Source organism: Rhizobium sp. CC1099 (genome assembly GCF_029714385.1).
Classification (GTDB): domain Bacteria; phylum Pseudomonadota; class Alphaproteobacteria; order Rhizobiales; family Rhizobiaceae; genus Rhizobium.
The window spans coordinates 3573816-3592964 of record NZ_CP121641.1; the positions used below are offsets into that span (position 1 = coordinate 3573816).

Consider the following 19149-nt stretch of genomic DNA (forward strand, 5'->3'; position numbering starts at 1 on the left):
GACCTGTATGTTTTATTAGATACAGACAGGTCTGTAGCGAAGGAGAGAGCAATGACCATCGATAAAACTGACATCACGAAGACAACCCAATCCGTCGCGGTCTTGGGAGCGAACGGCCATACCGGTCGTTTTGTTGTGACCGAGCTGTTGCGGCGCGGTCTGAAACCGATCGCCATCGGACGGAATGCCGAGAGGCTGGCGGCTGCGGGCTTTCCGGAGCGCGGCATCCAATGCCGCGAAGCAGTTGTCGAGGATGATGGGGCTTTGGACAGGGCGCTCGCCGGCGCGGCGGCGGTTATCAACTGCGCAGGCCCGTTCATGGATACGGCCGACGCGGTGGCGCGTGCCGCGTTGCGGGCGGGGATTCATTATCTCGACGTGACGGCAGAGCAGCCGAGCGTACAAGCCACGTTCGAGCGCCACGAAGTCGCAGCCCGGAAAGCAGGCGTGGCCATCATCCCGGCAATGGGTTTCTATGGCGGCCTGGCCGACCTGCTCGTGGCGGCCGTCATGGACGAGTGGGAGCACGCCGACACCATCGAAATTCGAGTTGCGCTCGACAGCTGGCTCCCGACGAGAGGCACACGTGTGACCGGAGAAAAAAACACCGCGCGGCGCCTGGCCGTCAGCGGCGGGCAGCTGGAGCCGGTGCATCAACCGCCTGCCGAAAGGGTGTCGATCCTACCGGCCCCGTTCGGCCGGCAGACGTTTGTCGAACTTCCCTTTTCGGAGGTGCCGCTGATAGCCCGTCACGTCCGGACGAAGGAGCTGCACACCTTTCTCAGCACAATCGCCCTGCGGGATGTTCGTGATCCATCGACGCCTCCGCCGCAGGCGGTCGACGAAACCGGGCGTTCGGCGCAGCGCTTCGCGGTAGAGGTGATCGTCGCGCAGGGTGACATGCACCGCCGGATCGTCGCGCAGGGGCAGGACATCTACGCCGTCTCGGCGCCGATTATCTGCGAAGCGGTCCAGCGTATCCTGTCGAGGGATATCCGCGATGTCGGCGCAAAGCCGCCGGCAGCCATTTTCAATGCCGCCAGCTTCCTGCAGGCGCTCGGCCCGGATCTGTCGGTCGAGATATCGGAAACTTAGTTCGGAAACCTCAGGTTTTCAGAAAGTCCCTCACAATGGCGTGGGGGACTTTAATTCTCCCGCGTATCCGCAGCTTCGGGCCGACGGGGCCTTAAGGTAGTAAATCGCCCCCTCCCGCAAACGACCCCGAATGGGCTGTCACCGCTCAAGACATCCTGTGGCGAAGGACCAAGAACGGGCTATATCTGCAAATGGATGAGGCGGCTGCCCTGGACAGCTACATGCGGGCGATTGCAGCGGCCGCCTAAGCATCCTCCAGCAGGCGCGCACCGGTTCCCTCTTTCCCAAGCTTGTCGCAGGGATTGCGCAACGGGCAGCTTTCGATCGACAGGCAACCACAGCCGATGCAACCGGTCAAACGATCGCGAAGCAACGTCAGCCGCTTGATCCGCGAATCCAGATCGTCCTTCCACATCTGCGAGAGCTTCTGCCAGTCACCCGCAGTTGGGGTGCGCCCCTGCGGCAGCGTATCGAAGGCCGCCTGAATTTCGGCCAGCGGTATGCCGACCCTCTGCGCCACCTTGATGATGCCGAGACGGCGCAGGACATCGCGCCCGTAACGCCGCTGGTTGCCGCGCGACCGCATGCTCGAAATCAGGCCTTTGGCCTCGTAGAAATGCAGCGCCGAGACGGCCAGTCCGCTACGCTCTGCCACTTCGCCTACAGTGAGAAGCCTGCTGAAATTGGTCGACGAACTTGTTTGCATATTGACCTCAATATTGGTTGAGGTTTTATAAGCCAAGCTCCTTGCAGCGTAAAGAAGGGGCAATATATGCAAACAGCCATCAAAATCGGCGTCATCTACGGAAGCATACGCGGGCCGGATCTGCGACCGGGTGGTGAAATGGCTGACCCGGCAGCTCACGCTCTACCCGCTGATCGACCTCGATATCATCGATCCGCTCGACTTCGATCTGCCTGCCCGGCATGATAGCGATCATCCGGAAATAGAGCGTCTCGCCTCTCGTCTGAATGCGGCAGATGCCTTCATCGTCGTCACGCCGGAATATAACCACAGCTTCACAGCGGCACTCAAATTCGTGCTCGATTCGTTCAACGAACCCTGGCACGGCAAACCTGTAGCCTTCGTATCCTATGGAGGCATCTCGGGCGGTCTGCGTGCTGTCGAACAGCTGCGGCTTGTCTTCGCCGAACTCCATGCCGTCACCATACGTGACACCGTGAGCATTGCGGCACCTTGGAACCGTTTCGATGAAGACGGCAACCTCGAGCGGCCCGAAGACGCGCTCAAGCTTCTCGCCAGGATGATGGCAAGGCTGCAATGGTGGGCGCATGCGTTGTCCGCCGCGCGCGCCGAGCGACCTTATCGAAACATCGCCGCCTGAACCACGCCTGTTTCCGTTCCCGGCAGGTACGGAAAACGCCGGCGAGCACCCGGGCTGGCCTATGTCCGAGTGTTCGCCCGGTGCATATGTTAGCATTCGCGCCCGATGGCCGGCGAAGATGGATCGCGCGCTCGTCCACATGCCGGCGGTCCCAAAGCAGCGCCCTTGTCCTACGCGCCATCATGTCCTAGGCCTGAGGAAAAGCAGACAGGCGAGGCACGAATGGAGAGAGATCGGAGGCTGGCAGGTGCCGATGCCATGCGTGCGGCCGCGTGCCTGCTCGTGCTCATTCATCATCTTGTCCTGCGCATCGACATCAATCAGGTGGATCCCGCCGCGCAATCGGCCTTGGTCATTGCCCGCTTCGGCAATTTCGGCGTGGCGATCTTCTTTGTTCTAAGCGGCTATCTGCTTGCGCGGCCTTTCTGGCGAGCTCTCGATGAGCACCGCCCATTGCCGGGTATGAAAACTTACGCCATACATCGTGCGGCACGCATCCTGCCTGGCTACTGGGTGGCGCTGACCGCAGGCTTCGTTTTGAGCATCACGCTGCTCGGAGATCCACCAACGGCCGAGCTCGGCATGCGTTATGCCGCAGGCTTCCTTTTGATGAGCCAGTGGCATTGGCGCACTTTGTTTCCGGTCGAAGGGAACGGGCCGCTTTGGTCGATTCCATTCGAAGCGACCTGTTATGTTTTGCTGCCGGCGTTCATGCTCGCTCTTCATCACTTCAGCCGCCCGCTGCCGCGCTTGTCCACGCGTCTCCTTTGGCTTGGCGCCATAGCGACCGCTCTTGTCTTGCACTGGTTAATCGTCAACGCCTTGCAGCCGGACCACGTGCAGCGCGGCTGGCAGTTCGGCATGGCGGGCGGTGCGAAGGAATGGATGCCGCGTTACAATCCGATCGGCTTCTTTGCGATTTTCGCGCTCGGTATCCTTGCTTCCGGCGTCGAGACAATCCTGCCGAAGCGAAGGGTAGCCCTCTTCGATGTCCTCGCCTGTCTCGCCATAGCCGGTAGCGTCGCTGCCCTCGTCTCGTCCGCAGGCGGGCCTTGGGAGGCCTATGGCTGGCTCGGAATTCCTTATAGGTTTCCGCTCTTTCCGATCGCTATTGCAGTGGCGCTTGTCGCGCTGGCGCGCTCGCTATGGCTTGGGAACTGTCTCGATAGTCGAGCGGTCCGCTTCACCGCGAAAATTTCGTTCGGCATCTATATCTGGCAGGATCCGGTCATTTCAGCCGTGAAGGCGCTTTTTCCTTCCGCCTTCGGCCCGATCAGCGACGATCTTCTCTACGGCTGGCTGCTCTGGTCGCTCCTCGCAGCAGCCCTTGTGTTCGTCATCGGAAGCCTCAGCTATATTTTCGTCGAACGGCCGGTCTTAGTGAAAGTCCATGCCGTTCCACGTTAAGCCGGCCCCTGCCGCAATCGGCATAGGGGGCGATCGTATGTGATCGCACCCCTGCCACACCACCCGGCATGCGGGTCCGCACCGGGCGGTTCGAGGGATTGAGGTCAAGCGAGTCTGGGCATTCCGAGCTGGTCGGCCCATTTGATCGTGAGGATGGAGTTGAGGAGCTTGGCGCTGTTGCGCCACCAGCGACGGGAGTTTCCCGCCACCTGCAGCGCCACATCGGCTTTTGCTCCCCTCGCCATCAGTTCCCGGAAGATCGTCCTGCTTATCTTCCATTGCTTGAGCTGGATGGCTCTCAGGCGGTGACGCATCCACTTGTCCAGCTTTCGCCAGACCCCAGGTGTTTGCGCCAGCCTGAAGTAGGCTTTCCATCCGCGCACGAAGACGCCCAGCTGTTCGACCACGGCCTGCAAGGACCGTCCCGTCACGCGGGACGTCAGCTCGCGGATGCGATCCTTGAACGCCTTGATTGCCCTGTCGGCGACACCTCGTTTGACCACACCCCCCGGCGCCACCCAGAAGGTGTAGCCGAGGAACTTGCGGCCGAAGACGCTGGCAACGGCGCTTTTGGTCTCGTTCACCGTCAGGTGAAGTCGGCCATAGAGGCGCCGCAGCAGAGCCATCACCCGTTCACCCGCCCGCTGCGACCGCACATAGACATTGCAGTCGTCGGCATAGCGGCAGAACGCATGGCCCCGCCGTTCAAGTTCCTTGTCCACCTCATCCAGCAGCAGGTTGGCCAGAAGCGGCGACAGCGGCCCGCCTTGCGGCGTGCCCCTGATCCGCTTGACGGTCGCATCCCCATCGACAATGTCGGCGTTCAGGTACGCCCGGACCAGGCGGATAATGCCGGGATCGGGGATTTTCCTGCGCAGACGGTCGATCAGGATGTCGTGGTCAACCCGGTCGAAGAACTTCTCCAGGTCCACGTCCACCACGACCCGCCGCCCGGACTGCACGAACGATTGCGCCGCCAGGACGGCATCGTGCGCACTCTTTCCCGGGCGGAAGCCGTAGCTGTGCTGGCTGAAGGTCGGATCAAGGATTGGCTGGAGGACTTGCAGGAGCGCCTGTTGGATCAGGCGGTCCAGCACCGTGGGGATGCCAAGCTCGCGCTCGCCGCCCCCGGCTTCGGGATCATCACGCGACGCACCGGCTGCGGCCGATACGTCCCTTCCTGTAGGCTGTCGCGGATGGCCGGCCAGCACTTGCGCAGCATCGCGGCCGTCTGGTCGATGTCCAGTCCGTCCGCGCCCGCCGCGCCTTTGTTGGCCCGCACCTGCTTCCAGGCCTGCAGAAGGTTCTCTCGCCTCAGGGCCGCGTCCAGCAGCCCCGCGCCTGTGTCGTTCCTGTGCCGCGGCGGGGGCTCGGCTTCGTCGAGATCGGAGCTCCGGCAGGCTTCACCCGCCTCCTTCTCCAATCGCCCGGACACTCCCGGCATCTGACGCAGGGCCTTGCTCATCCTCGGAGGAACTTCACTCTCTCTCGTTCGGCCCTTCGTTTGCACCAAGGCGCTCCCTACTACGGCCTCTGCTGACTTCTCGCTCCGGCTCGACACCGTCGCCCTTTCAGGCGCAAAGCGAGATCTCCCCAGGTAAGAACGCACTCCTTCACTGCACGACCGCCGGATTTACGCTGCCTCCCCTCGGTCACAAGGGCTTCGCGGTTTGTTGCCCGCTCGCCCTGGTCGGCACCGCCTCATATCCGGTTCTTGTCCATCGGCCCGCAGTTTCGATCCACGCTTCCTCCCCACGGTCGGTCACCCCTCCGCAGTTGCGCTTCTCTTCGCTCGCTATGACCAGCTTACGGTGGGACTTGCACCCACAAGAATGTGCCCATGCTGGGCGCACAACAAAAAGCGGCCCGCTAAGGCCGCTTTAGGTCATTTCGTTGCAATCCCGATCAGTCCTGCTGGACGATGCCGTGCAGATGCGTCAGTTCCATGATGAAATGCTCGAGCTTGGACTTGTGCTCGTGATGCAGGGCATCCTCAAGCTCCTTCTTCGCAGCCTCGATACGACGGGTCAACTCGTCCTTGCTCAGGTCCTCGACCGCGACAGCGGATTCTGCAAGCAGCGTGCAACCGGTCGGCAGGATGTCGGCGAAGCCGCCGAAAACAACGTAGTCCTGCTTGGAGCCGCCGCTGGAGCGGACGCTGACGATGCCCGGCTTGATGGTCGTCATCGTCGGGGCGTGGTGCGCCATGACGGTCATCTCGCCCTCGGTTGCCGGAATGACAACTTCCGTCACCATCTCCGACAGGAGCAGGCGCTCCGGAGATACGAGTTCAAAATTGAAATTGTCAGCCATCAGTGACTTACCTTCTCGGCTATGGCCTTTGCATCTTGCAGTTTGGTCCCGCAGAACGGGCAGTGCATTATCGCCTGATCGAGATATCCCAGACCTTCCTCGGTCTGGACCAAACCCACTACCATCATCAGCACGCCGTTATCTGCTCTGTAAACGGTCGGCGCCGCCGGGGCGGGAAGTCCTGCCACGACTTCCTTCAGGGAGTCGCAGCAGAAAATCTCGTCACGAGCTTCGTTCATCAAGCAGCTGCGGAGAGCTTCTTGGCCTTCTCGATGGCTTCGTCCATCGAGCCGACCATGTAGAAGGCAGCTTCCGGCAGGTGGTCGTATTCGCCGTTGACGAGACCCTTGAAGCCCTTGATCGTGTCTTCGAGAGCAACCAGCTTGCCCGGCGAACCGGTGAAGACTTCGGCAACGAAGAACGGCTGCGACAGAAAACGCTCGATCTTGCGGGCACGGGCGACGGCGACCTTGTCCTCTTCGGACAGTTCGTCCATGCCAAGGATGGCGATGATGTCCTGCAGGGCCTTGTAGCGCTGCAGCGTCGACTGAACCTTGCGAGCAACTTCATAGTGCTCTTCGCCGACGACGATCGGGTCGAGCATGCGCGAGGTGGAGTCGAGCGGGTCGACGGCCGGGTAGATACCCTTTTCGGCAATCGAGCGCGATAGAACGGTCGTCGCGTCAAGGTGCGCGAACGAAGTTGCCGGAGCAGGGTCGGTCAAGTCGTCGGCCGGAACATAGATAGCCTGAACCGAGGTGATCGAGCCGGTCGTCGTCGTCGTGATACGTTCCTGCATCTGGCCCATGTCGGTTGCGAGCGTCGGCTGATAACCAACGGCCGAAGGAATACGGCCAAGCAGAGCCGACACTTCCGAACCTGCCTGCGTGAAGCGGAAGATGTTGTCGATGAAAAACAGAACGTCCTGGCCCTGGTCGCGGAAGTTTTCGGCAACCGTCAGACCGGTCAGAGCGACGCGAGCGCGCGCGCCCGGCGGTTCGTTCATCTGGCCGTAAACGAGGGCTGCCTTCGAGCCTTCACCGCCGCCATGCTTGTTGACACCCGATTCGATCATTTCGTGATAGAGGTCGTTACCTTCGCGGGTGCGCTCACCAACGCCTGCAAACACCGAGTAACCACCGTGCGCCTTGGCAACGTTGTTGATCAGTTCCATGATGAGAACCGTCTTGCCGACGCCCGCACCGCCGAAGAGGCCGATCTTGCCGCCCTTGGCGTAAGGAGCCAGAAGATCGACCACCTTGATGCCGGTGACGAGGATCTGTGCTTCCGTCGACTGCTCGACGTAAGACGGTGCGTCCTGGTGGATCGCACGCTTGGAAGCGGTAACCAGCGGACCGGCTTCATCAACCGGCTCGCCGATGACGTTCATGATGCGGCCGAGCGTTTCCGGGCCGACCGGAACCGAAATCGGAGCGCCGGTGTCCATAACTTCCTGGCCGCGGACCAGGCCTTCGGACGAGTCCATGGCGATCGTGCGGACTTCGTTTTCACCGAGATGCTGCGCGACTTCCAGAACCAGGCGGTTGCCCATGTTGGTGGTTTCGAGCGCGTTCAAAATCGCCGGCAGTTCGCCTTCGAAAGCAACGTCGACGACGGCGCCGATAACCTGTGTGACCCTGCCGACAGAGCCTGTGGCGGTCTTCTTAGCAGCGGTCTTCGCTGCCGCCCTCGGGGTAGCTGCCCTAGCCATTTTCATACCCTCTTTCTCTAACCTCAGAGCGCTTCCGCGCCCGAAATGATTTCAATGAGTTCCTTGGTGATCTGAGCCTGACGCTGCCGGTTGTAGCTGAGCGACAGCTTGTTGATCATCTCACCAGCGTTGCGCGTCGCACTGTCCATCGCGCTCATCTTCGCGCCCATTTCGCCGGCGACGTTCTCGAGGAGCGCGCGGAAAATCTGGACCGAAATGTTGCGCGGGATCAGATCGTTCAGGATCGATGCCGGATCCGGCTCGTATTCATAGACGGCACCTGCATGCACAACGTCTTCAGCAACAGCTTCCGGAGCCGAAGCCGGGATGAGTTGCTGAGCCGTCGGCACCTGCGAGATGACCGACTTGAACTCCGAGTAGAACAGCGTGCAAACGTCGAATTCGCCGGCTTCGAACATCTCGATAACGCGCCTGCCGATTTGGTCGGCATTCTCGAAGCCGATGCGCTTCACGTCGCGAAGCTCCTTGCGCTCGACGATGAGCGAAGCAAATTCGCGACGAAGAACGTCATAGCCCTTCTTGCCGACGGTGAAGATCTTGACGGTCTTGCCTTCGGCGATGAGCCTGCGGGTATGGTCGCGGGCAAAGCGCGCGATCTGTGAATTGAAGCCGCCGCAGAGGCCGCGCTCGGCGGTGCAGACAACGAGCAGGTGAACCTGAGCCTTGCCCGTACCCGTCATGAGCACTGGTGCGCTATCGGCATCCGTCATCGCTTTGGAGATGTTCGAAAGAACAGCCGCCATGCGCTCCGAGTAGGGCCGGGCGGCCTCGGCCGCCTCCTGCGCACGCCGAAGCTTCGCCGCGGCGACCATTTTCATCGCCTTGGTGATCTTCTGCGTCGCCTTGACGGAGGCGATCCGGTTTTTCAGATCCTTAAGTGAAGGCATCCGTTTTCCGTCCTAATTAGGTGCGATCAGGCGAAAGATTTCGCGAAGGTATCGAGAGCAGCCACAAGCTTGCCCTTGGTATCGTCGCTGATTGCCTTTTCCGTGCGGATCGTGTCGAGGATGGCCGAGCCTTCCGAGCGCAGGTACGAGAGCAATGCCTGCTCGAACTTGCCGATCTGAGCGACAGCGATCTTGTCCAGGTAGCCGTTGACACCCGCAAAGATGACCGCGACTTGCTCTTCCACCTTCAGCGGCGAGAACTGCGGCTGCTTCAGGAGTTCGGTCAGGCGGGCACCGCGGTTCAGCAGGCGCTGCGTCGCAGCGTCAAGATCCGAACCGAACTGGGCGAAGGCGGCCATTTCGCGATACTGGGCGAGCTCACCCTTGATCGAGCCCGCAACCTGCTTCATCGCCTTGATCTGTGCGGACGAGCCGACGCGCGAAACCGACAGACCGACGTTAACAGCCGGACGGATGCCCTGATAGAACAGGTCGGTTTCGAGGAAGATCTGGCCGTCGGTGATCGAGATCACGTTGGTCGGAATGAAAGCCGAAACGTCGTTGCCCTGCGTTTCGATGACCGGCAAAGCCGTCAGCGAACCGCCGCCCATTTCGTCGCTCATCTTTGCAGCGCGCTCGAGGAGACGCGAATGCAGGTAGAAGACGTCGCCCGGATAGGCTTCGCGGCCCGGCGGGCGGCGCAGCAGCAGCGACATCTGACGGTAGGAAACAGCCTGCTTGGACAGGTCGTCGTAACCGATCAGCGCATGCTGGCCGTTGTCGCGGAAATATTCGCCCATGGCGCAGCCGGCAAACGGAGCCAGGTACTGCATCGGAGCGGGATCGGAAGCCGTCGCGGCGACGATGATCGAATACTTCAGGGCGCCACGTTCTTCGAGAACCTTGACGAACTGCGCAACCGTGGAGCGCTTCTGGCCGATGGCGACGTAGACGCAGAAAAGCTTTTCAGCTTCCGGACCGGAGTCGTGAATGGCCTTCTGGTTCAGGATCGTGTCGAGAAGGATCGCGGTCTTGCCGGTCTGGCGGTCGCCGATGACAAGCTCGCGCTGGCCGCGGCCGACGGGGATGAGAGCGTCGATTGCCTTGAGGCCGGTCGACATCGGCTCATGAACCGACTTGCGCGGGATGATGCCGGGAGCCTTGACGTCGACACGCGCACGGCGCGTCGCGTTGATCGGGCCCTTGCCGTCGATCGGATTGCCGAGAGCGTCAACGACGCGGCCAAGCAGTTCCGGGCCAACCGGAACGTCAACGATGGCGCCGGTCCGCTTGACGGTGTCGCCTTCCTTGATGTCGCGGTCGTTGCCGAAGATAACGACACCGACGTTATCGGACTCAAGGTTCAGCGCCATGCCGCGGATGCCGCCGGGGAACTCGACCATTTCACCCGCCTGAACGTTATCCAGACCGTAAACGCGAGCAATACCGTCACCGACAGAAAGCACCTGACCGACTTCCGAGACTTCCGCCTCTTTGCCGAAATTTTTAATTTGATCTTTGAGAATTGCGGAAATTTCCGCGGCGCGGATATCCATCAGCCAACCTCTTTCAATGCAAGCTTGAGGGTAGAAAGTTTGGTACGAAGCGACGTATCAATCTGACGGGACCCGACCTTCACGATCAGACCACCAAGAATTGACGGATCAACCGTGACGGCAATCGTCACGTCTTTGCCGGTGACGCCCTTCAGCGCCGCCTTCAATTCGGTTTCCTGCGCTGCCGTCAGCGCATGGGCCGAGGCGACCTCGGCAGAAATTTCGCCACGCTGGCGAGCAGCAATGATGCGGAAGGCCTTGATCATGCCCGGAAGGGCAAAGAGGCGGCGGTTACGCGCCACAACCTTCAGGAAATTCGCAAAGAATCCGCTGATGCCGGCCTTCTCGCTGATTGCAGCCACCGCCTTGAGCTGATCGTCTGCGGAGAATACCGGGCTTGCAACGAAGCGCTTCAGGTCGTCGCTCTCGTCCAGCATCGCCTGGAAACGATTGAGATCTGCAGTGACGCTCTCGACGGCGCCTTCTTCAAGGGCCAGTTCGAACAGCGAGGACGCATATCGTTCTGCAACACCAGAAGCAAGCTGGGACGTGTCTGCCACGGGCACAAATTTCCCTGATTTCAACCCAAGAATCCGGCCTTTGGCGGGCGCCTGACCTATGCTCTTGAATTCGTTTTGATTTCCCCCAGAAATCGCAAGAGAAGCCTCTTGCTTCTTCCGAAATTCGGGGTCCGTCTAACATAGGATGTCGGGACTCGCAACACGCGTAATGCCCGAATATGCCTTTCGAATGCTTTTCTATCGGCAAAATCGTGAAATGGCGCAAAGCCCGGCGAGCGAGCGGCTCGCGGCGCTGTAATCTAGGTTGCGAAGAAGCCCAAGGAATAGGCGAGCGGGAGTGCCGCTAGAACGGCCTGCACAACCAGAAGTAAATAGTTGAGAATCGTGCTCCCCTTATCGGAAAGGCGCGAAACGATCCGGGCGAAAGCCGCCATCGCAAATGCCGCCCCAAGCGCCATGTAGATGAAATCCTGCGCCAGCATGATCGCCGCCAGCCCAAATCCGAGATAGAAACCGCCGACGGAGCGTTGCTCGGCGAAACCATCCCGGCGCTCTCCACGCGGCTGAAGGCCGAAAAGCTGCATCGCATATCCGGGCGCGAACATGATGACGAGGCCCGCAAGAGCGGTGAACGCCGCCGAGCAGAATGCGAGCTGCTCGCCAAAGGTCTCGGGAAAATAAAATTCCATGGATCAACCCCAAATCACGCTGCGAATGCTTGCCCCTTATGGCATGATTGCGCCGGGTGGAAAACGGCGGTCAATCGCCGATCTACAGGAAGCTTTGCGGGTCGATATCGAGCTGCACGTGCACCGAGCCACGCTCTTTCGGCGCCTGCGCAAGCATACTGCGCAGAAATGCCTGCATGTCGGAACTCCGCCGCCCGTGTACGAGGAGCCGGAAACGGTAGCGGCCGCGCACCAGCGCCAGCGGTGCTTCGGCGGGGCCGAGCACGGAAATGCCGGAAACCTGCGGCGCCGCGCTCCGCATGCCGCGGGCATGGTTTTCCGCGTCATGGCGCGTTTCGGCCGAGACGATAATCGACGCAAGGCGTCCGAAAGGCGGCAAACTTGCCCGCTCGCGCTCGGCGATTTCCCGCTCGTAAAACGCGCTCGCGTCGCCTGAAACGATCGCCTGCATGACGGGATGCTGCGGCTGGTACGTCTGCAGCAGGCCATGGCTCTTCAGACCCGTTCGCCCCGCCCGGCCCGTCACCTGTGAAAGAAGCTGGAATGTTCTTTCCGCCGCGCGCGGATCGCCGTTGGCGAGACCGAGATCCGCATCGACGATGCCGACCAGTGTCATCAACGGAAAGTTATGCCCCTTGGCGACGAGCTGCGTGCCGATGACGATATCCGCTTCGCCCTTGGCGATCGCCTCGAGTTCCAGCCGCAGGCGTTTGACGCCGCCCATGATGTCCGAGGATAACACGATGGTCCGCGCGTCGGGGAAATGACGCTCAACTTCTTCCGCGATGCGCTCGACCCCCGGCCCACAGGCGACGAGGTGATCGAGCGTTCCGCATTCCGGACAAGCCTCCGGCGTCCGCTCCGTATGGCCGCATTGATGGCACTGCAGCTGGCTACGGAAACGGTGCTCGACGAGCCAGCTCGAACATTGCGGGCACTGGAAGCGGTGGCCGCAGACACGGCAGAGCGTCAGCGGTGCGTAGCCGCGGCGATTGAGGAAGAGCAGCGCCTGCTCGCCCTTTTCGACCGTCTTGCCGATCGCCCGGATCAAGACCGGCGAGAGAAAACCTTCCCTTTTCGGCGCGTGCCGCCGCATATCGACGAGATGCAGATCGGGCAGCGCCGCGTCGCCGTAGCGTGTCGGCAGATGGATGGTGCTGTAGCGTCCGTTCTGACCGTTCACCTGGCTTTCGACGGAAGGCGTCGCCGACACGAGAACAACCGGGAAATTGCCGATGCGACCGCGCACGACTGCCATGTCGCGGGCATTGTAATAGACGCGGTCTTCCTGCTTGTAGGCAGGATCATGCTCCTCATCGATGACGATGAGCCCCAGGTCTTCGAACGGCAGAAACAATGCTGACCGGGCACCGGCAACCACGCGAACCTCGCCGGTCACCGCCTGCCGCCAGACTTTCTCGCGCATGCGCGGCGCGAGATCGGAATGCCATTCGGCCGGCTTTGCGCCGAACCGGTCCTGGAAGCGCTCTAGGAAACTTGCGGTGAGCGCGATTTCCGGCAGGAGGATCAGCACCTGCTTGCCGCGGCGAAGCGTGTCGGCGATCGCCTCGAAATAGACCTCGGTCTTGCCAGATCCCGTCACGCCATCGATCAGCGAAACGGCAAATTCACCTTTTGTGACTTCGCTCAAAATCTCTTCGGCGGCATCCTTCTGCGGCCCCTGCAGCCGCGACAAGGCAAAGTCCGGATCGGGTTTTGCCACGACCGGAGGCGGAGGCAGGAAAACTGTCTCGAAAACCCCTTGGCTGATGAGGCCATCGACAACGCTCGTGGAAACACCGGCGGCATGTGCAAGTCCGGTCCGTGTCCACGAGATACCGTCCGATGCCGTATCGAGCACTCGGGCACGCGCAGGCGTCATCCGCTCCGGCTCGCCGCCGACGAAGCGCAATCCTTCCACCATCGGCTCCGGTTCGAAGGCATTCGGTGCACGAAGCGCCATGCGGGCAACAAGACCGGGCGGCGACAGCGTGTACGCAGCCACCCAGTCGATGAACTCCCGCATTTCCTTGGAAAGCGGCGGGCAATCGAAGACATGCGTGATCGGTCTAAGCTTCTTCGGATCGACGCCATCTTCACCGCCGTCCCAGACAACGCCGATCACCTGTCTGGGGCCGAGCGGCACCTGCACGACCGAACCAGGCTCGACCGCCATGCCATCCGGCACGGAATAGGAATAGGGTTTCGGTGCAGGCATGGGCACGAGAACCGGAACCGTGCGGGTTCCGGCTGGTGCCTCGAGTAACGCGCCAAAGAGATCGGACGAATCTGTGCTCATCGGGCGTGACCATGCCCGCTATAAAGTAAAAAGAAAACCTGCCAGAACATCGCCTGCTCGTCCTCATCGATGACGCCGCTCAACCGCATCCCCTCGATTCCATGTGAGCCGTCCTGCCGCACGCCGCATCACTCCTCGGCCGCGGCGGCAAGAAGCTCTCCGGCACAATCGGCCTGGCAGCGCCAAGTGCGGAAGCAATCGCGCGGTCGAGATCGACGGTATCCTCCCCTATGCACCAATGATGCCAAAACAGCCGCCAGATTGCTTCCGTCCTCGTCGAGCATCGGTGCCGTGACCGCCAGACATGGCGTGCGCAGGGGCGACGATCGGTCGGCCCTCAATCCATGAAAGAAGCGCCAGCCATCGATAGCGCGCCGGAGCGTGCCTTTTCCCGCGCCGTTTTCGCCGACGAAAAGATTGATGCCCGAAAGATCCATGCGGATCGATCGCAGCGACCTTTCGTTCTGGGCAAACATCGAGCGGAGCAGCATGCCTCGCTTTAACCTATCCGCTCAACGAAATGAATGGACCGCCACTATCTCCGGCGCGGGCGGCTGCATAAGCGGCAGGAACCGTGCATCGCTGTCCGCACGCAGATCATGTAGCGTGTGTTTTTCAAGCGCCTTGGTCACTTGGTTTATGTCGCCGTCCAGATGCCCCACCGGAACGAGATTGCCGATGATGAAATCAAAACGATCGCCGCGCTTGTTGAGAAGTTCGTGAAACACCGTCATGTCGCGCAGTTCGGTCGACCACTTTGCAAACCAGTAGAAAAGACCGGAGTTGCGCGCGGTCATGTGCACTGGCAAGATCGGCAGATTGTATTTGCGGGCAAGGCCGACCGCAGAGTTTTTCCACGGCCTTTCATTCAGCCGGCCGTTCGCCCAATAGGCGATGCGGCCCGAGGGAAACAATACAGTTGCCTTTCCTTGCTTCACGGCGTGGTTCGTAAGCTGCAGCGTCTCACGGGTCTTGAGTTTGGTCTTGTATTCGTCCCGCCATTCCACAGGGATCACCATTTCCGCAAAGCGCGGATTGACGCGCACCGCGTCCCGGTTGGCAAAGAACATCATGTCCGGGCGGCGGTTCTTCAGGAGGTCGAAAACTGCAACACCATCGGCAATGCCGGTCGGATGATTGCTGACGAGTATGAAGCCGCCGGAAGCAGGGATACGCTCGGCATTTCTAACCGCGATGTCCAGCGTCAGCAGGTTGCTCATATATTCGAAGCACTGAAAGCCCGGCATGTTCGCTACGTCGTTGGCGAACTGAAGCGCCTTGTTATAGCGCAAAAGCGCATAGAGAAAGGGCCGCATCACCGGCCAAAGCGGGTTTCGGACGATGCGCTGGCCGCGCTCGGCGATCAGAGTATCAACGATGTGTCCGGGGTTGCCGTGGGAAACCAGAGCGATCGCTTCCGCGAGCTGTCCGAAAGCCGTCGTGGATTGGCGCCGTGCCATGCAAAGTCCTGTTTCGTTCGGAACAGCTATCGCAACCTATTATGATGGAAGCATGACAAGAGCTTGGCCGATATTAGCAATTCCCTAACGGTCCCTCCTTCAAACTTGGCAAAGGCAAGAACAAAATCAAGGCCCGCGCCAGTGAACGAACTTTTGATTATCGCCGACCCGCGCCTGATGGCGGAACGCAGCGCCTGGCTTGAAAATCTCGAGCGCGAGCGGCGCTTTTCCGAACACACGCTCGACGCCTACGAGCGTGATAGCCGCCAGTTCCTCACCTTCCTGACCGGCCATATCGGCGGCCCGGCGACGTTGAAGGACATTGAATCTCTTCGCCCGGCCGATTTCCGCGGCTTCCTGGCTGCCCGCCGGAAAGAAGGTTCCGGGGCGCGATCGCTTGGCCGCAATCTCGCCGGTCTTCGGTCGCTGCTGCGATATCTGGAAAAAAAAGGTTTGGTGAACGCCGCCGGAGCAGGAGCCGTTCGCTCACCGAAACAGCCGAAATCGCTGCCGAAACCACTCTCCGACAAGCAGGCGATCAATGTCGCCAGCGACGAGGCACAGCTTAACGAGGAACCATGGATCGCTGCGCGCGACGCCGCCGTTTTCACGCTCCTCTATGGCTGCGGTCTGCGCATTGCCGAGGCACTTGACCTGACTGCGGACAGCTTGCATGCAGGCGCCACGACACTGCGCATCACCGGCAAGGGCAACAAGACGCGCCTGGTTCCGCTGCTGCCCGTTGTTTTTGAAGCCGTTGAGAAATACCGCTCTCTCTGCCCGTACCATCTGGAGAAAGGAGAACCGCTCTTCCGCGGCGCTCGCGGCGGCAAGCTCCAGGCTGGGATCATCCAGCGCACGATGCAGCGGATGCGCAGCGCCTTCGGATTGCCGGAAACGGCAACACCGCATGCGCTGCGGCATTCTTTTGCAACCCATCTGCTGGCTGGCGGCGGCGATCTGAGGACGATCCAGGAACTGCTCGGTCACGCAAGCCTGTCCACGACCCAGGTCTATACCGGCGTCGATTCATCGCGTTTGCTGGAAGTTTACGATCGTGCCCATCCGAGGGCGTAATCTTTTGTTAACGCATTCTCTTAAGGCAATATGCGCATGCGAGGCGTAGAGCATGAGTTCTCATACATTGTGACCGGAACATCATCATGACGATCACCGTCGGCCACCGTAGTCTGCGCGTTGCGACACCGGGCAATATGTTGCTCGGGCTGATTGCAGCCTTCCATATGCTGCTTGCCGCCGCGCTTCTCGCCGTGCTCCTTGCGGTGTCTTCGGCGCAGGCTGCCGACGATACCTGCACCGGCAAGAACCTGATGACCGAGCTTCAGCAGAACGATCCTGCCCGCTATGCAGAGGTCGTCAAGGAAGCGGATGCGACGCCGAACGGCAAAGGCATTTTCTGGAAGATCGAAAAGCCCGGCCTGAAGACCTCGTGGCTGCTTGGCAGCATGCATGTTACTGATCCGCGCGTGCTGAACCTGCCGCTCTACGCCCAGGCCGCTCGTGATGGCGCCGATACGATCGTCATCGAATCCGATGAGATCCTGAGCGAAAAAAAGGCGGCCGCCGCTCTCCTCACCCGGCCGGATCTCACCATGTTCACCGATGGGACGACGATCGAAAAACTCCTGTCGCGCGAGGATTACGCCCGACTCGGTGCGGGCCTCCAGCGACGCGGCATTCCGCTCTCCGCCGTTTCGCGCATGCGCCCCTGGATGATTGCGAGCGCCGTCGCGCTCCCCGCCTGCGAGATTTCCCGCAAGGCCAAGGGTATCCCCTTCCTCGATCAGAAGATCGCAGCCGACGCAGCCGCCGAAGGCAAGCAGGTGCGCGGGCTCGAAACGCTTGCCGAACAACTGCAGGCAATGGCCGAACTTCCGGTCGAATTCCATCTGAAGTCACTGATCGAGACCCTGGAGCTCGGCTCCAAGATGAACGACGTCGTGGAAACGATGACCGATCTCTATCTCTCCGGCGACATCGGCATGACAATACCGATGCTGAAAACAGTTTCGCCGGACGGCAAGGACGAGGAGAGCGATTACGCCAGCTTCGAGCAGCGCATCATCCTCGACCGCAACAAAATAATGGCCGAGCGCGCAGCTCCGATTCTCGCCAGTGGTAATGTCTTCATGGCTGTCGGCGCCCTACATCTGCCGGGCGATGGCGGAGTCATCGAACTTCTGCGCAAACAGGGTTTCACCGTCACGCAAGTGAATTGAAGCTACGCGCAAAGCGCGGGTATATCCTTCATTTCAGTTTTATCCGGTTGCCCGTGCCGCGGGACCGAAGCCATGACTTAATCGCTCTTCAGACCAGTAAGGTGAAGGCATTTGGCTAAAGCCCATTAAAAAAGCCGCGGTCCTTGCGAACCGCGGCGTCTGAGCTTCGGTCTTCGGAATTTACATATGGATCGGCTTGAAGAAGGCAGCGAGTGCCGCTTCCTTCACTGCTTCCGACATTGTCGGATGCGCATGGCAGGTGCGGCCGAGATCCTCGGCAGAACCGCCGAATTCCATGAGAACGGCAATCTCGTGGATCATCTCGCCGGCACCGAAGCCGACGATATGACCGCCGAGAACGCGGTCCGTTGCCTTGTCCGACAGGATCTTTACGAAGCCGTCTGTCGCGAGCATCGCGCGAGCGCGGCCATTTGCCGTAAACGGGAACTTGCCAGCCTTATAGGCGATGCCTGCAGCCTTCAGTTCTTCCTCGGTCTTGCCGACGGAAGCGACTTCCGGGTGTGTGTAGACGACGCTCGGAATGACGTCGTAATTCACATGACCGGCCTGGCCGGCAAGGATTTCGGCAAGCGCCACGCCTTCGTCTTCCGCCTTGTGCGCCAACATAGGACCCTTCACGACGTCGCCGATCGCATAAATGCCGGCGACATTGGTCTTGAAATGGCCGTCGATCTCGACGCGGCCGCGATTGTCGAGCTTGACACCCGCCTCTTCAAGGCCGAGGCCTGCCGTATAGGGCAAGCGGCCAGTGGCGATGAGAACGACTTCCGCTTCGAGCGTCACCTTGTCGCCGCCCTTGACCGGTTCGAACGTCACCTTGGCACCCGTGCCGCCCTTCTCGACGCCGACGACCTTGGCGCCGAGGTTGAATTCGATGCCCTGCTTGGCGAGCATGCGCTGGGACTGCTTGGCTACATCGCCATCCATGCCGCCGAGGATCGTGTCGAGATATTCGACGACGGTCACCTTCGCACCGAGGCGCGACCAGACAGAGCCCAGTTCGAGACCGATGACGCCGCCACCGACGACGATCATCGTTTCCGGCACTTTCTCCAGCGCAATACCGCCGGTCGAGGAGATGATCACCTTTTCATCGAACTCGACTTGAACGCCTGGGATGCCGGCAACATCGGAGCCTGTGGCTATCACGATGTTCTTGCCTTCGATCTCCTGGATCTTGCCGTCGTCGGCGGTCACGGAAACTTTCCCGGCGGAAACGATCTTGCCGGTGCCTTGGAAGGCATCGATTTTGTTCTTCTTGAAGAGGAAGGCGACGCCGTCGACATTCGACTTCACCGTCGCATCCTTGTGCGCCAGCATCTTTTCGAGATTAAGCTTCGGAGCCGGTATTTCGATGCCGAGCGCATCCATGCCATGACCGGCATGATGGAACATTTCGGAAGCATGCAGCAACGCCTTGGAGGGAATGCATCCGACATTAAGGCAGGTGCCGCCGAAGGTCGCGCTTTTTTCGACGACCGCAACCTTGAGGCCGAGCTGGGCCGCCTTGATCGCGGCGACATAGCCGCCGGGGCCGGTTCCGATAATGATCACATCATAGGACATTGTTTCTTTTCCTTTGC

General features: G+C 60.6%; 17 protein-coding genes and 2 pseudogenes. 5 read left to right on the top strand and 14 right to left on the bottom strand.

The window, feature by feature from the left end; genetic code table 11:
* Window positions 1-51 precede the first annotated feature (51 nt).
* Entirely contained in the window at window positions 52-1095 is a 1044-nt protein-coding gene (locus QA644_RS17845; RefSeq protein WP_283069802.1) for a saccharopine dehydrogenase NADP-binding domain-containing protein, read from the top strand.
* Between the two features lie 244 nt (window positions 1096-1339).
* On the opposite strand, the gene soxR is transcribed toward QA644_RS17845, so the two are convergent.
* Entirely contained in the window at window positions 1340-1801 is a 462-nt protein-coding gene (gene soxR, locus QA644_RS17850) for a redox-sensitive transcriptional activator SoxR (RefSeq protein WP_283069803.1), read from the bottom strand.
* Between the two features lie 66 nt (window positions 1802-1867).
* Between soxR and QA644_RS17855 the strand changes: the two are divergent.
* Window positions 1868-2441: pseudogene (locus QA644_RS17855) on the top strand (NAD(P)H-dependent oxidoreductase).
* Between the two features lie 222 nt (window positions 2442-2663).
* Entirely contained in the window at window positions 2664-3848 is a 1185-nt protein-coding gene (locus QA644_RS17860) for an acyltransferase (RefSeq protein ID WP_283069805.1), read from the top strand.
* Between the two features lie 104 nt (window positions 3849-3952).
* On the opposite strand, the gene QA644_RS17865 is transcribed toward QA644_RS17860, so the two are convergent.
* From QA644_RS17865 to QA644_RS17920, 12 genes and pseudogenes are all read right to left on the bottom strand, one after another.
* On the bottom strand, window positions 3953-4945 hold the full coding sequence (locus QA644_RS17865; RefSeq protein WP_283069807.1) for a reverse transcriptase domain-containing protein: 993 nt from the start codon (window positions 4943-4945) through the stop codon (window positions 3953-3955).
* The gene (locus tag QA644_RS17870; protein WP_283069810.1) at window positions 4930-5313 is read right to left on the bottom strand and encodes a hypothetical protein; all 384 of its coding nucleotides are present in this window, start codon (window positions 5311-5313) and stop codon (window positions 4930-4932) included. The genes QA644_RS17865 and QA644_RS17870 overlap by 16 nt, the downstream gene beginning before the upstream one ends.
* A 440-nt stretch (window positions 5314-5753) precedes the next feature.
* Window positions 5754-6161, bottom strand: a complete 408-nt coding sequence (locus QA644_RS17875; protein ID WP_074069898.1) for a F0F1 ATP synthase subunit epsilon — start codon at window positions 6159-6161, stop codon at window positions 5754-5756.
* The gene (locus QA644_RS17880; protein ID WP_039846341.1) at window positions 6161-6400 is read right to left on the bottom strand and encodes a hypothetical protein; all 240 of its coding nucleotides are present in this window, start codon (window positions 6398-6400) and stop codon (window positions 6161-6163) included. The genes QA644_RS17875 and QA644_RS17880 overlap by 1 nt, the downstream gene beginning before the upstream one ends.
* Window positions 6400-7872: a F0F1 ATP synthase subunit beta gene (atpD, locus tag QA644_RS17885; protein WP_194728367.1), complete on the bottom strand. Its 1473-nt coding sequence runs from the start codon at window positions 7870-7872 to the stop codon at window positions 6400-6402. Before atpD ends, QA644_RS17880 begins: the two co-directional genes overlap by 1 nt.
* Window positions 7873-7895: 23 nt before the next feature.
* Window positions 7896-8780, bottom strand: a complete 885-nt coding sequence (locus QA644_RS17890; protein ID WP_194728368.1) for a F0F1 ATP synthase subunit gamma — start codon at window positions 8778-8780, stop codon at window positions 7896-7898.
* Window positions 8781-8806: 26 nt separating this feature from the next.
* Complete coding sequence (atpA, locus tag QA644_RS17895; RefSeq protein ID WP_194728369.1) at window positions 8807-10336, bottom strand: F0F1 ATP synthase subunit alpha; 1530 nt, start codon at window positions 10334-10336, stop codon at window positions 8807-8809.
* A complete protein-coding gene (locus QA644_RS17900) occupies window positions 10336-10902 on the bottom strand; it encodes a F0F1 ATP synthase subunit delta (RefSeq protein WP_074069901.1) in 567 nt (188 codons plus the stop codon). Before QA644_RS17900 ends, atpA begins: the two co-directional genes overlap by 1 nt.
* 254 nt (window positions 10903-11156) lie before the next feature.
* Entirely contained in the window at window positions 11157-11546 is a 390-nt protein-coding gene (locus QA644_RS17905) for a DUF4345 domain-containing protein (protein WP_283069815.1), read from the bottom strand.
* An 82-nt stretch (window positions 11547-11628) separates the two neighbouring features.
* Window positions 11629-13845 carry a primosomal protein N' gene (locus tag QA644_RS17910; protein ID WP_283069816.1) on the bottom strand — a complete coding sequence of 739 codons (2217 nt, stop codon included), beginning with the start codon at window positions 13843-13845 and terminating at the stop codon, window positions 11629-11631.
* A gap of 157 nt (window positions 13846-14002) precedes the next feature.
* Window positions 14003-14336: pseudogene (locus QA644_RS17915) on the bottom strand (hypothetical protein); the annotation flags it as partial.
* A gap of 21 nt (window positions 14337-14357) precedes the next feature.
* A complete protein-coding gene (locus QA644_RS17920; protein ID WP_239596611.1) occupies window positions 14358-15305 on the bottom strand; it encodes a 1-acyl-sn-glycerol-3-phosphate acyltransferase in 948 nt (315 codons plus the stop codon).
* A 141-nt stretch (window positions 15306-15446) separates the two neighbouring features.
* Here QA644_RS17920 and QA644_RS17925 point away from each other — a divergent pair, with 141 nt between their 5' ends.
* Window positions 15447-16382, top strand: coding sequence for a tyrosine recombinase XerC (locus tag QA644_RS17925; RefSeq protein ID WP_283069817.1), 936 nt, complete (start codon window positions 15447-15449; stop codon window positions 16380-16382).
* An 86-nt stretch (window positions 16383-16468) separates the two neighbouring features.
* Window positions 16469-17545 (top strand): TraB/GumN family protein, encoded by a 1077-nt coding sequence (locus QA644_RS17930; RefSeq protein WP_194728374.1) that lies wholly within the window; start codon window positions 16469-16471, stop codon window positions 17543-17545.
* Window positions 17546-17725: 180 nt separating this feature from the next.
* Here QA644_RS17930 and lpdA read toward each other — a convergent pair whose 3' ends face one another.
* Entirely contained in the window at window positions 17726-19132 is a 1407-nt protein-coding gene (gene lpdA, locus QA644_RS17935; RefSeq protein WP_283069820.1) for a dihydrolipoyl dehydrogenase, read from the bottom strand.
* Window positions 19133-19149: the final 17 nt, after the last annotated feature.

Bases quoted from the DNA above. Each gene is read 5' to 3' on its own strand.
- QA644_RS17880 (WP_039846341.1), bottom strand. From the start codon at position 6,400: ATGAACGAAGCTCGTGACGAGATTTTCTGCTGCGACTCCCTGAAGGAA.
- QA644_RS17890 (WP_194728368.1), bottom strand. From the start codon at position 8,780: ATGCCTTCACTTAAGGATCTGAAAAACCGGATCGCCTCCGTCAAGGCG.
- QA644_RS17905 (WP_283069815.1), bottom strand. From the start codon at position 11,546: ATGGAATTTTATTTTCCCGAGACCTTTGGCGAGCAGCTCGCATTCTGC.
- QA644_RS17930 (WP_194728374.1), top strand. From the start codon at position 16,469: ATGACGATCACCGTCGGCCACCGTAGTCTGCGCGTTGCGACACCGGGC.
- soxR (WP_283069803.1), bottom strand. From the start codon at position 1,801: ATGCAAACAAGTTCGTCGACCAATTTCAGCAGGCTTCTCACTGTAGGC.
- atpD (WP_194728367.1), bottom strand. From the start codon at position 7,872: ATGGCTAGGGCAGCTACCCCGAGGGCGGCAGCGAAGACCGCTGCTAAG.
- lpdA (WP_283069820.1), bottom strand. From the start codon at position 19,132: ATGTCCTATGATGTGATCATTATCGGAACCGGCCCCGGCGGCTATGTC.
- atpA (WP_194728369.1), bottom strand. From the start codon at position 10,336: ATGGATATCCGCGCCGCGGAAATTTCCGCAATTCTCAAAGATCAAATT.
- QA644_RS17875 (WP_074069898.1), bottom strand. From the start codon at position 6,161: ATGGCTGACAATTTCAATTTTGAACTCGTATCTCCGGAGCGCCTGCTC.
- QA644_RS17845 (WP_283069802.1), top strand. From the start codon at position 52: ATGACCATCGATAAAACTGACATCACGAAGACAACCCAATCCGTCGCG.
- QA644_RS17920 (WP_239596611.1), bottom strand. From the start codon at position 15,305: ATGGCACGGCGCCAATCCACGACGGCTTTCGGACAGCTCGCGGAAGCG.
- QA644_RS17870 (WP_283069810.1), bottom strand. From the start codon at position 5,313: ATGAGCAAGGCCCTGCGTCAGATGCCGGGAGTGTCCGGGCGATTGGAG.
- QA644_RS17910 (WP_283069816.1), bottom strand. From the start codon at position 13,845: ATGAGCACAGATTCGTCCGATCTCTTTGGCGCGTTACTCGAGGCACCA.
- QA644_RS17860 (WP_283069805.1), top strand. From the start codon at position 2,664: ATGGAGAGAGATCGGAGGCTGGCAGGTGCCGATGCCATGCGTGCGGCC.